Here is an 11,954-nt window from a genome sequence, read left to right as displayed (position 1 = left end):
CAAAGGCGGGATTGGCTACGGATACCCCACTTGGGGCTATTTGCTGACCAAAGATATGAGTCACTTCTCTGGGATTTCGCCTCTCAATGGGAATTTGCTTCCAAGAAAGGATATTAAAATCGATGGTGGACGTGGGAGCGGCTATATAGAAGGGAATATTATTCTCCTTCGCCAGAACCGCCAAGGTATATGTCCCAATTTTGTTCGCTACATCTCCATTAGCGGCAATCCTGTCGGCACCCACAATTACCTTGCTAATCTCTCCCATGCTCATGAGGAAACCCGCCATATTATCGGTGATCAAAGTGGTGGGTATTTTTCCCTTCATTAACTCCCAACATGTCAGTCGAGAACCCTGGAGAAGGGGGCGGGTCTCATCCACATATACGTGAATTTTTTTGCCCTGATCCCAAGCGGTTCGAATAACCCCCAAGGCGGTGCCATATCCTCCCGTGGCTAGAGCTCCTGTATTACAATGGGTGAGTACATTGTCCCCATCTTCTATAAGAGCTGCACCAAGAGCTCCTAACCGGCGATTTGCCTCTTCATCCTCCCTCGCAATTTCCATTGCTTCCTTATATAGGACCTTTTTCAGATCCTGGACGCAAAGATTCTTGTTCTTATGAACCAATCTCTTCATCCTCTGGATGGCCCAAAAGAGATTGGCGGCCGTTGGTCTAGTCTTAGACATTTCTTCGCAAACTCTTTCTATCTCATCAATGAACTGATCGCTGGTTTTCGCCGTGGAATTTCTAGCCCCAAGAGCGATGCCAAAGGCAGCAGCCACCCCAAGGGCAGGAGCTCCCCTAATCTTCATGGATTTGATGGCTTCAGCGACTTGATGAGGATTTGTGAATTCCAAATAATCTTCCTTAAGGGGAAGCTTCGTTTGATCAAGTATCCTTACCTTTCCATCAACCCACTCAATAGCTTTTATCAATTTCGCCCACCGCTCACCCTAATAAAAACCTCGTAGCCTTTTGGCTACACATAAACCTTCAGGGCTATCTCAGGACGACGCAAACCGAGGATTTTATTGCTTTGAATTTTTAACTTCGGTCATTTGAATTTGTTTAGAGTTTAGAAATTGTATTTGGAATTTGCCAGTATTTATGTCGTCACCATATAGTATTAGCAAACCAGCAAACTCTCTATCTCTCTAGCATTTCGATTAGATAATTTATCTTTGCCACCTCTTCAACCAATTCGGCTATGTTCACCGCTTCATTCAAATCCTCACCCACAGCCACGACACCATGCATCTCCAGCAGGGCAGCTTTACCCACCCTCAAATGGTCTCTCACAGCTTCAGCAAGCTCCCTCGTGCCGTAGACGAAGGGAGGAACAACCGGTACCTTCCCCAAAATATACTCACTTTCGGGATTCACAGGCCGTAAACTCTTCTTCAAATAGGCAAGGGCTGAGGCATAAGGAGAATGGGTATGTACTATGGCATTAACATCCGGACGCGCTTTGTATATCTCTATGTGCACCCACTTTTCAGTGGAGGGTTCCTCCTCCCCTTCCAGCTTTTCTCCCTCGGAATCTAAAACCACTAAATCCCTCTCGGATAGTTTGCCCAGGCAGGCACCGGTAGAGCTGATTAAAATCTTTCTCTCATCCACGCGGCAGCTTATATTCCCTACCCGCCCAATCACCAAACCTTTTTCATAGACCTCTTTTGCAGCTTGTATTATCTCTTCTTTATAGCCTTGCATTTTTTCCTCCCATTTAACTACGTTGTAGGTTCAAGGTAGAGGTTCAAGGGTTAAGAGAATTGATCAATCCACTAAGTTTACTTAAGATACGTTCAGAAAAATTAATGAGCCGAAGGTAATCTTCGAGGATAGTAAATTCAGTTTTTGAGATAACTTGGACTATTTCTTGTCTTTCTTTCATCCCACCTCAACCTTAAACTTTCAACCTAGAACCTCGAACCTCGAACCTTCAACAAAATTAGGTGCCCATCTCCCAGGACTTAAGATACTTTTCTTGCTCGGAGGTAAGCTTATCTATTTCAATCCCCATCGAGGATAATTTAAGCCCGGCAATTTCCTCGTCTATCTCCCGTGGAACGGGGTAGACTTTTCTTTCCAAACTCCGACCATGCCTCAAAAGGAACTCGACGGAGAAAGCCTGGTTCGCAAAGCTCATATCCATGACACTTGCCGGATGTCCCTCAGCAGCAGCCAGATTCACCAGCCTTCCTTCGGCAAGAAGATAAAGCCTCCGCCCATCCTGCAAAGTATATTCATCCACAAAATCTCGAATTTTTCTTTTTCCTTTAGATAAAACCTCTAAAGCAGGGATATCGATTTCCACATTGAAATGCCCGGCGTTTGCCAGGACTGTTCCGTCTTTCATGACCTCAAAGTGCTCCTTTGTGAGTACGCGAATATCCCCAGTTGAGGTGATAAAAATATCTCCGATTTTAGCCGCCTCCAAAGAGGTCATAACCCGATATCCATCCATAACTGCTTCCAGAGCTCTAATTGGTTTTACCTCCAAAATCACCACCTTTGCCCCCATGGCTTGAGCTCGTTTAGCGATTCCCCGACCGCACCAGCCATAACCTGCGATCACCACGGTCTTTCCAGCCAAAAGAACATTTGTAGCTCGCAAAATCCCATCTATGGTGCTCTGTCCAGTTCCATACCTATTATCGAATAGATATTTGGTCTGAGCATCGTTGACGGCGATTATGGGAAACAGCAGCTCCCCTTCTCTGGCCATACTCCTCAACCTTATGACACCAGTTGTGGTCTCCTCCGTTCCACCGATGACTTCTCGAGCCTGATTCCTCCTCTGAGAATGGAGGGTTGAGATGAGATCGGCTCCATCGTCCATGGTGATTATGGGTCTATGGTCTATAGCGGAGTTAATATGGTCGTAGTATGTCTTGCTATCTTCACCCCTGATGGCAAAGACGGGGATTTTAAAATCTTTAACCAGAGAGGCAGCGACTTCATCCTGCGTGCTTAAAGGATTCGAGGCGCAAAGGACAACATCCGCACCTCCCTCCTTGAGGGTTCTCACCAAGTTAGCCGTCTCTGAAGTTACATGGAGGCATGCGGAAATTCTCGCACCTTGAAGGGGCTTTTCCTTACGAAAACGCTCTCTTATGATCCTAAGTACTAGCATTTGGTTGTCCGCCCACTCTATGCGAAGCCTGCCCTTGGGCGCAAGATTGACGTCCTTAATATCGTATTTCACTTGAAGTCCCCCTTATCTACGTTCTAGGTTCAAGGTTGTAGGTTATAGGTTTAATCCTGAACCAAAATAATCCTTTAACCTTGAACCTGTAACCTTCAACCTTCAACGACTTTCTGGACAATGCCTTTAATGAGTTTTCTTAAGTTTACCTCGGCTTTCTCAGCCTGAACCAGAACCTCTTCGTGAGTCACCTTCTTTTTACCCGACACCACATCGGTGATGCAGGAAATTCCCAAAACCCTTAAACCCGCATGGTTAGCTACTATTGCTTCGGGCACCGTCGACATCCCCACGGCATCCGCTCCTATCTGAGCCAGAAATTTAATTTCCGCGGGAGTTTCGTAGCTCGGCCCCGAAATCCCAACATAGACACCCTTGTATAACTTGATTCCCTCCTCCCGAGCAACTTTCTGAGCGATTTCAATAAGTCTCTCATCATAAACCTGGGACATATCAGGGAAACGAGGTCCGAGTTCTGGGTCATTTAGCCCGATGAGGGGATTGGTTCCCATCAGGTTGATGTGATCCGTGATGACCATAAAATCCCTGACATTGAAATCAGGGTTAAGTCCTCCAGCCGCATTACTGAGGATGAGTATCTCGACACCTAATCCTTTAAACACCCTGATGGGAAGAGTTATTCCTTTCATGGTGTATCCTTCGTAATAATGAGGACGTCCCTGCATGACGATGACTCCTTTCCCCTCAAATTTACCCGAGACTAAATTCCCTAAGTGACCTGGGGTCATTGGGATGGGAAAATGAGGGATATCTCGATAAGGAATAACTTTTTTATCCGCAATTTCATCAACCAATCCACCGAGTCCTGAGCCCAAAACTATGCCGACCTTGGGTTTTATTATCATCCTCTCTCGAACAAAGTTCGTTGCTTCTCTGATCTGGTTTTTAAACTGCTCTACGGGATTCATGAATTTCCCTCCCAGTGCCCGGTTGCTGTGCCCCGCTTTTACTACATAAAAGATTATAGTTGGGTCATGTTCGGGGATTTATGACCCACATATACTGAAAATTATGACTATGTATATAAAAGATTAAACCATAATAGGCTAAGTGCACTCATGAAGATTCAGCTAGTTTCCGCTTAAGCAAAGTTATCCTGTGAACCGGGGTGGGATCCACCCCATTTAAAACTGCGAGATAAACACCGACAAAATCCCCGAAGTATATAATGGAGAAGGTTCTGGCCAGTTTGGATTTACCCTCCGTCCACACTTCAACAACATCGCCGAAGTGATCTTCTATGAGCGATCTCGTGATCTCAATCCTTCTCTTAATCCTCTCCGGCTCACCCTCATCCCTAAGTAGAATAAGGTGGAAATTCTCTGTGATCTCCTGTAAGAGTTCCCATCCCACAGTTTCATTGTGGTTGAGTTCGGGGAAGACGTGCCAAAAGGCCGGTATCTTGGCATTCTCATTGAACTGGCACTTCCAGCGAAGGGCGGCGACGGCGGTGGGACCATCGGAACCATAAACCACGGGAATCCTACCAAAGAGCTTTATGGCTAAGCCCTTAGCTCCATTTTGTTCAGAAGATCGACTTAAGGATAACTTTTTCGCCTTCGACTTGAGGAGCTTGATGGTCTCCTTAATATCCTCCGCCTTGTTCGCTATGATATCAAACTTCTGCAGGGCTATTAAGATGGGCAACGTGAGATAGCCGAGAGCCGACCGAGGCTGGATGCCACCGGGAATTTTGATTACGGGCATACCATGCCTTTGAGCTACACTCTCCAGCATGCCGCCGGATGCGATGGATATTATGGGACAGCCCAACCGAACAGCTTTATCGAAGCAGCTTAAAGTCTCCTCGGTATCGCCGGAATAACTCACCGCGAAGCACAATGTCCCTTGATCAACAAAATTGGGAATGGAGTAACCCTTGCTCACCCAAATCGGAACTTTGACCTCATCGCTTAAGATAGTTTTGATGATATCTCCACTTATGCCAGAGCCACCCATCCCCATAATCAGGATGGAATTTATGGATGGCACCCTAAAATCGAGGGGTGTTTCCTCCGCCAACCTGACCGCTTCTTCGCACTGGTCCGGGAAATGCTCTAAACCTAAGAGCATTCCTTCTGCATCTACTGCCTTTACCTTTTCAACCTCGTCTAGATCGATGAACATCCCATTCACCGAATATCTCCACCTCTCCATTAGAAATTGCTTTCCTGTTTTGGTCGACACGGGGGTCGACCCTACCCTTGATGGTTCTGTAGTTTTTGTAGGAGCAAACCTCTGTGTTCGCCCTTCAGTAGAGCGGCGGTTCATCCGCCGCTATTGTTTTGTCGGGGATAAACCCCGACGCTACGATCTACAGCGAGCCTCGTCCAGAATCTCTTGTCCCACTTTAAGGAGGGTAGAAACTCTTTGGGGACTGCTGGCTTCGGCGTAGATGCGAACGACCGCCTCCGTTCCGGATGGTCTGATCATGAGCCAACTCTTATCGGCGAGGAGAAACTTGTACCCATCCATATTATCGATGGTAACCACCTTAACTCCAGCCAATTCGCTGGGATTGAAAGTCTTTAAAAAGCCAAGGAGACTTTCCTTTACAGTTGGTGTCGTCTCCACACCATGTCTGCCGACAGGCAGGTCCACCCGGTCATAATAAAAATAACCTATTCTCTTCATTAAATCATCCACCAATTCTTTTAGGGTCTTCCCATGAGTAATCATGATTTCCACCAGGAGCAACCCAATTAAGATTCCATCTCTCTCCGGGATGTGATTCTTTATCCCAATACCCCCGCTTTCTTCACCTCCGATTAAAACATCGCGGGTCAAAATATGCTCGCATATGTATTTGAATCCAATGGGAGTTACGTGTAGGGGCAGATTATACCTTTGGGATAAGATATCAATCATTTGGGTGGTGGAAACGGTCTTGACCACCTCGCCGCGCCATTTGCGCTGGTTAACCAGATGTTCCAGAAGAAGTGCAAATATCTGGTGAGAGTCGATGAATGCTCCTGAGGGATCAATGGCTCCCGTTCGATCGGCGTCTCCATCCATCGCCAGACCTACATCGAAGCCTCTCCTTTCGACCTCGCGACGAAGATCCTCAAGATTCTCCGAAATGGGTTCGGGATTTATCCCCCCAAAGGTGGGATTTACCCTTTTGTGGATTTCCACCACCTCACAGCCAAGCCTGGAAAGAGCTTCACTTAAATATCCCTGCCCCGCTCCGTACATGGGATCGACAATCACTTTGAGTTGGGAGTTGGGAGTTGGGAGTTGGGAGAATAGATTTTTATCTAGGAGGGTGAGGATGTTGGAGAGGTATGCTTCCTTGGGATCGAAAAAGTGCAAGTGATCTCCCCTGGTTGCTTCTTCCAAAGAAACCTTGAGCGGTTTCTTGCCCTGAGCTAAATTCTCTTGATAACACCGCTCTATTTTCTCAGTGATCTCCGGAGTGGCGGAACCACCATAGGGAGCTTTAAACTTCAAACCATTGTACTGAGGAGGATTATGGCTCGCTGTGATGAGAATGGCTCCATCCGCCCGTTTGTCTACAATGGCAAATGAGACTACGGGAGCGGGAGCAAAACTCACAGTGAGCAAAACATCGATGTCATTTGCCGCGGCAACAAGAGCGGCTTCCAAGGCAAACTTATCCGAAAGAAACCTGGTATCATAACCAACTATCAATTTGGGACGAGGGCTGATGGCTGAAGGCTGAAAGCTGATTTTAATGTAGTCGCATATGGCTTGAGTGGTCCATCTCACGTTCTCGAAGGTGAAATCATCCGCTATGATTCCTCTCCAACCATCAGTGCCAAATCTAATCATCTTTAATGTTGTCGATGGCGAGTAAATTTGGAAGGTTTAGCAGCATAATATCGCTCGGGACAATTTTTGCACACCTCTGCTGGAACTTTGACCACAACTCTATTTTCCCCCATAGTATTTCTTCTTCCACGGTTTTTTTTCAAGTTGTCCACCACAAAGTGCGCACTTCATTCCCTTCGCCTTCTTAGATCAACCCAAAGTTCTTCATAAAAGTCCTTTCGCTTATCTTATTTTATAGTCTCACCATGGTCAAAAAGTTTAAACTCTTTTGCGCCAGTAGTTCAGCAGATCTTCCAGGGTCTTTTCGAAAGGAATTTCCGGTTCCCAGCCCGTAGCTTTCTTGAACTTAGTGGCATCTCCTGCCAAGATGGGAACATCCGAGGGACGCATGCGAGCGGGGTCTTGCCTTATCTCCACATCCACATCGCTCAATTTGAGCAGCATGTTGAGCATATGTGCAATCTTAATCGCCTTCCCCGATGCGATATTATACACCTCTCCAGGCTCACATTTCTCCAGCGCCAGCCAATAAGCTCTTACCACATCTCGGACATCCGAGAAATCGCGTTTCGCCTCTAGATTTCCCACTTCAATTACGGGCTCTTTTAGATCTTTTTCAATCTCCGCAATCTGTTTGGCGAAATTCGATGTAACGAAGACTTCTCCACGCCTTGGTCCCTCGTGATTGAAAGCGCGGGTCCGCACGATGTGCATGTCATAGCTCTGATGATATTGGTATCCCAATAAATCCTGGGCTACCTTGCTCACCGCGTAGGGACTTAAGGGTCTCAAGGGATTGGTCTCCTTTATGGGAATCTCATTTTCATAGACGAGACCATACTCCTCAGATGAGCACGCGAGCTGAATTCGAGGGTTGAGCTTCAATTCGCGTATAGCTTCGAAGAGATTCACTTGACCGATTATATTGGTCACCAGCGTCTCAGCGGGTGCATGCCAGGAAGTGGGCACGAAACTTTGGGCTGAGAGGTGGAAAATGTAATCGGGTCTGCTTTCATCTAAAGCTTTAACGACGGAAGTAGCGTCCCGAAGATCGCACTCAATCAGGCTTATCTTGTTCCTAATGTGGTCGATGTTCTCTGTTCGGCTTCTCCACCTAATGGTCCCGAAAACTTCAGCCCCCTTTCCCAGACAGTATTCGGCAAGATGACTTCCCGCAAAACCCGTTATACCTGTGATGAGTACCTTCACCTTTCAACCTCCCCAATTTAAAATTTCAGGTTCTTATCCACTTTAGTGAATACTCTTTTTCCCTCCCTTGGTGGGAGCATATCTTTTTGTTTCCCTCTCTTGATGGAAGAAATCTTTTTTTGTCTCCCTCTCCCTTGGTGGGAGGGGTAGGGTAACCATCTGTCCCTTTCTCTGTCTTTTCCCTTCTCAACGGCATGTTGTCCACCATCAATCTCTACTACAACAGATTCCACTATTTTGGAGAAGAACCAAAATTCAATCCGAATAACGGGTCTAAGACCTGTTTCTACTATTTTAAATTTCTACTATTTAAATGAATGTAAAAATTGGATTTAAGGATTTATTATGCCTGGTAAATAAAGGTGTCAGGTCTGACCTTAGAATCTGATTTTAGCCCTTTCAATCTTCGTATCGGGCCAGATTCGCACCCCACGTTTGAGATGGTTCTCATCCTCGATAACCATATTGTCCCCTAAAACGGCGGTCTCCGCCACGTGAACCTTCTTGCCCAGGCGAAGCCCTCTACCTAGAAGGCTATTCCTAACAACGCAAGCCTCATCGATGTGGCAACCATCAAAGATTACGCATTTCTCAAGCATAGCCCCCGTTTGAATCACGCAATTATTCCCTATCGTGGTATTGCTAAAGATTGTAGCATTGGAGTGAATGCGGCAGTTCTTTCCAATCACCGTGGGACCAAATATGGTGGCTTCCAGACCTATTTCCGTTCCCTCGCCGATCCAGACCCGGGGCTTAATCTCCTTCCCAGCGAATTCGAAGTCGAGTTTACCGTCCAGGATATCATGATGGGCTTGGAGATACTTTTCAGGAGTCCCGATATCCAGCCAATAGGCACCGGATGGAAATCCAAAAACTCTCTCGCCCTTCTCCAGCAGGGTGGGGAAGAAATCGCGCTCGAAGGAATAACTCTCACCCTCCGGTGCATACCTCAAAATTTCCGGTTCAAGCACGTAGGTTCCGGCATTGATCAGATCCGTGGTTACCTCATCCCAGCTTGGCTTCTCCACGAAATCCAGAACACGACCCGAAGTATCCAAAGGCACTAAACCATATGCCGTCGGATCCTCCACAGGAGTTAAAGCCAACGTAGCCACCGCTTTCCTCGCATGATGATATTCCATGAGTTGAGCAAGATTAAGATTTGAAATGATATCGCCATTGAAAACGATGAAGGTTCCTTCCAAAAATTTCTCCACATTCTTGACTGCACCACAAGTTCCTAAGGGCTTCTCCTCGGTAACGTAAGTAAGCTTCACCTTCAGGTGGCTACCATCACCGAAATAAGATTCAAAACATTCAGGACGATAACTCGTGCTCAAGATGATATCGGTAATGTCGTATTGCTTGAGTAATCTTATAACGTGCTCTAAGAGTGGGATATTAACCAAGGGGAGCATGGGCTTAGGGGTTGTGCAGGTAAGTGGTCTTAGGCGTGTTCCCTGCCCCCCGACCAAAATTACAGCTTTCATTTATAATCCCCTCCAATTTCTGATTCGCTTTGGTCGGGGACCGCCTGCTGATGCTTACGCTTTGACGGGCAGGCCCCTCTGCCACCGCCTGGCTCAGCAACCCCGACTCTATTGGGCGAGCACGGAGTCCCGCCCCTACAACAAAATATGTAGCGCGGCGGTTCATCCGCCGCAGATCAACCATACCTCACGACACCACGGTCCAGCTAACCCCGCCCTACTTGCGTCGTCTCAAAAAATTGATGCAAACAAGGAGGCATCCTCTCAAGCATAGACCCAAAGCAACCAGAGGTTTGAGATATCTCTTCCAGCTATCCCCATACCGCTTTGAGTAGAACCGATACATGCTCTTTTGAAACTCGATTGTCATTGGTATGCTCTGCCTCTTGCTACTCTCGGCAATATAATGAACCACCTTAGCATCCGGTGTGAAATAAACCTTCCAACCCTTTTCCCACATTCTATAGCATAGATCTAAATCTTCAACGTACATGAAGTAACCTTCATCAAAAAATCCCACATCCTCTAAGGCTTTTCTGTGAAGACATATAGCCGCTCCCGAAACCCAATCCACAGCTCGCTCGGATTTATGATCCCAATCAGCCATCTTGTATTTTCTGGAGATGGGATTGGATGGAAAAATAACGCCAAAAAAGGCATGCACCATAGCTTCTCCAAAGGAGGGAAAATTCCTGCAAGAGTACTGGATCGAACCATTGGGGTTTAAGAGCAAGGGTCCCACCACCCCCACATCCTCGTGGTTTTCCATAAATTCCACCAATTTATCCAACGCTTTGGGGAAAACCCGGGTATCGCCATTAAGCAGGAATATATATTTTCCTCGACTCACCTCAATGGCTTGATTGCATGCTTTGGCGTACCCAATATTGATGGGATTCTGGATCAACCGGACTTCGGGGAATTCCTTTTTAACCATCTCCACACTGCCATCGGTGGAATTATTGTCCACGACGATTACTTCAAAAGGACACCCTTTCTCGAAAATCGAGGTCAGACAGTCCCTAAGTAAATCTTTGGTATTCCAACTGATTACGGCAATGCTCAAATCCAAAGTTTCCACTTTCACAACAAATAATTCACCACAAGTGTCTTCTTATCCAAGCTTTATAATCGAATTTCTGAAACCATTTCTCTATTTCCGCCTGACTCACCTTTCTGTTTTTCTGGATAATTCTTCTTTTGGCAAAAGTTCTGGGCAATTCCCTTAAAATATCGATCCAACCCAATAACGCCGCTGGACACCTAAAAAGTAGCGCTCCCGTCTTTAAGGTATCTGTGATTAGAAAATGATGGAGATTTTTTAAGATGCTGGCAAGGGAATCGTTCTTGAGGATCATAAGATATCTATTTTTGTAATTGTGGATTTCCACCAATTTGGTTCTCCTGACGGCAATTCCCCCACGATAATGATAAGCCACAGCAGATGGTGTATAAATGCATTTCCAGCCAAGCAGTTGTGCCCGCCAATTGAGGTCAACATCCTCCAAAAAAGCAAAGAAGGCTTCATCAAAGTACCCCCCACCGTGCCTGCGGGCAGACCCACCTGCCATGCCCAGGCTCTGGCGGGCAGGTAGGTCTACTTTAATGTCTTCGAGCATTTCCCTCTTGTAGAGGGAAGCCGCAGCACAAGAGCCGAAAATATATTCCCTTTGGTCGTATTGACCCTCATCGATTTCTCCATCTCCTCTATCGATAACCAATCGATTCTCGAACATGGTGTGACCCACCGAGTCTATCACTTTTGTTCGACCTTCATCGCTGAACCTCAATAACTTGCCCGAAACCGAACCGATTTTTTCCTCCAAAGAAGCGGCTTTGACCATCTCGCTTATATAGGTAGGGGTCAGTACGACATCTATGTTCAAAGGTATCACATAGAGACCCTTGGAGACAGCGATACCTTGGTTGATAGCCCTTGAAAACCCCTTATTTTCCTCGTTCTCTATGAGGATCACAGAGGGATAGTTTCTCCTTATAATCTCCTGAGACCCATCGGTTGAGCCATTATCGATGACGATTACCTCAAGCGCGGGATAGGTCTGACCCAGCACGGAATCCAGGCAATCCTTCACAAACTTTTTCCCATTCCAATTCACAATGACAACCGAGACTAAATCCATTTTATTCCTTTAAAGTTCCCCGTTCACAGTTTATGGTTTAATTCTATCAAGATTTGTGTTTTTCCAAAAATGGTAGGCAGAAATCATT

The 11,954-nt window shown here is 46.4% G+C and carries 12 protein-coding genes; all 12 read right to left on the bottom strand.

Going from position 1 to position 11,954, the window contains the following annotated elements; all coding sequences use genetic code 11:
• A partial coding sequence (gene mtnA, locus AB1466_03740; GenBank protein ID MEW6189210.1) for an S-methyl-5-thioribose-1-phosphate isomerase occupies positions 1–940 on the bottom strand: 940 nt, incomplete at its 3' end.
• Positions 941–1,151: 211 nt separating this feature from the next.
• A complete protein-coding gene (locus AB1466_03735; protein MEW6189209.1) occupies positions 1,152–1,718 on the bottom strand; it encodes a class II aldolase/adducin family protein in 567 nt (188 codons plus the stop codon).
• 238 nt (positions 1,719–1,956) lie between these two features.
• The gene (gene ahcY / locus AB1466_03730) at positions 1,957–3,213 is read right to left on the bottom strand and encodes an adenosylhomocysteinase (protein MEW6189208.1); all 1,257 of its coding nucleotides are present in this window, start codon (positions 3,211–3,213) and stop codon (positions 1,957–1,959) included.
• A 95-nt stretch (positions 3,214–3,308) separates the two neighbouring features.
• Positions 3,309–4,142, bottom strand: coding sequence for a purine-nucleoside phosphorylase (locus AB1466_03725; GenBank protein MEW6189207.1), 834 nt, complete (start codon positions 4,140–4,142; stop codon positions 3,309–3,311).
• 148 nt (positions 4,143–4,290) lie between these two features.
• On the bottom strand, positions 4,291–5,391 hold the full coding sequence (locus AB1466_03720) for a bifunctional phosphoglucose/phosphomannose isomerase (GenBank protein ID MEW6189206.1): 1,101 nt from the start codon (positions 5,389–5,391) through the stop codon (positions 4,291–4,293).
• A 150-nt stretch (positions 5,392–5,541) separates the two neighbouring features.
• Complete coding sequence (locus tag AB1466_03715; GenBank protein MEW6189205.1) at positions 5,542–7,026, bottom strand: phosphoglucomutase/phosphomannomutase family protein; 1,485 nt, start codon at positions 7,024–7,026, stop codon at positions 5,542–5,544.
• A 2-nt stretch (positions 7,027–7,028) separates the two neighbouring features.
• Entirely contained in the window at positions 7,029–7,139 is a 111-nt protein-coding gene (locus AB1466_03710) for a YgiT-type zinc finger protein (protein MEW6189204.1), read from the bottom strand.
• Positions 7,140–7,284: 145 nt separating this feature from the next.
• Positions 7,285–8,235, bottom strand: a complete 951-nt coding sequence (locus AB1466_03705; protein MEW6189203.1) for a GDP-mannose 4,6-dehydratase — start codon at positions 8,233–8,235, stop codon at positions 7,285–7,287.
• A gap of 17 nt (positions 8,236–8,252) precedes the next feature.
• Positions 8,253–8,468 carry a hypothetical protein gene (locus AB1466_03700; protein ID MEW6189202.1) on the bottom strand — a complete coding sequence of 72 codons (216 nt, stop codon included), beginning with the start codon at positions 8,466–8,468 and terminating at the stop codon, positions 8,253–8,255.
• 144 nt (positions 8,469–8,612) lie between these two features.
• Positions 8,613–9,725: an NDP-sugar synthase gene (locus AB1466_03695; GenBank protein MEW6189201.1), complete on the bottom strand. Its 1,113-nt coding sequence runs from the start codon at positions 9,723–9,725 to the stop codon at positions 8,613–8,615.
• Positions 9,726–9,942: 217 nt separating this feature from the next.
• Positions 9,943–10,812, bottom strand: a complete 870-nt coding sequence (locus AB1466_03690) for a glycosyltransferase family 2 protein (protein MEW6189200.1) — start codon at positions 10,810–10,812, stop codon at positions 9,943–9,945.
• A gap of 10 nt (positions 10,813–10,822) precedes the next feature.
• A complete protein-coding gene (locus AB1466_03685) occupies positions 10,823–11,866 on the bottom strand; it encodes a glycosyltransferase family 2 protein (GenBank protein MEW6189199.1) in 1,044 nt (347 codons plus the stop codon).
• Between the last annotated feature and the right edge of the window lie 88 nt (positions 11,867–11,954).

The sequence above is a fragment of the Actinomycetota bacterium genome, assembly GCA_040755895.1.
GTDB lineage: Bacteria > Actinomycetota > Aquicultoria > Subteraquimicrobiales > Subteraquimicrobiaceae > Subteraquimicrobium.
This window is presented reverse-complemented; position numbering and strand designations above follow the sequence as displayed.

What these genes read in the sequence shown, in the direction of transcription:
- AB1466_03735 (MEW6189209.1), bottom strand. Translation starts at nt 1,718, where the DNA reads ATGCAAGGCTATAAAGAAGAGATAATACAAGCTGCAAAAGAGGTCTAT.
- AB1466_03725 (MEW6189207.1), bottom strand. Translation starts at nt 4,142, where the DNA reads ATGAATCCCGTAGAGCAGTTTAAAAACCAGATCAGAGAAGCAACGAAC.
- AB1466_03720 (MEW6189206.1), bottom strand. Translation starts at nt 5,391, where the DNA reads ATGGAGAGGTGGAGATATTCGGTGAATGGGATGTTCATCGATCTAGAC.
- AB1466_03715 (MEW6189205.1), bottom strand. Translation starts at nt 7,026, where the DNA reads ATGATTAGATTTGGCACTGATGGTTGGAGAGGAATCATAGCGGATGAT.
- AB1466_03710 (MEW6189204.1), bottom strand. Translation starts at nt 7,139, where the DNA reads ATGGGGGAAAATAGAGTTGTGGTCAAAGTTCCAGCAGAGGTGTGCAAA.
- AB1466_03695 (MEW6189201.1), bottom strand. Translation starts at nt 9,725, where the DNA reads ATGAAAGCTGTAATTTTGGTCGGGGGGCAGGGAACACGCCTAAGACCA.
- AB1466_03685 (MEW6189199.1), bottom strand. Translation starts at nt 11,866, where the DNA reads ATGGATTTAGTCTCGGTTGTCATTGTGAATTGGAATGGGAAAAAGTTT.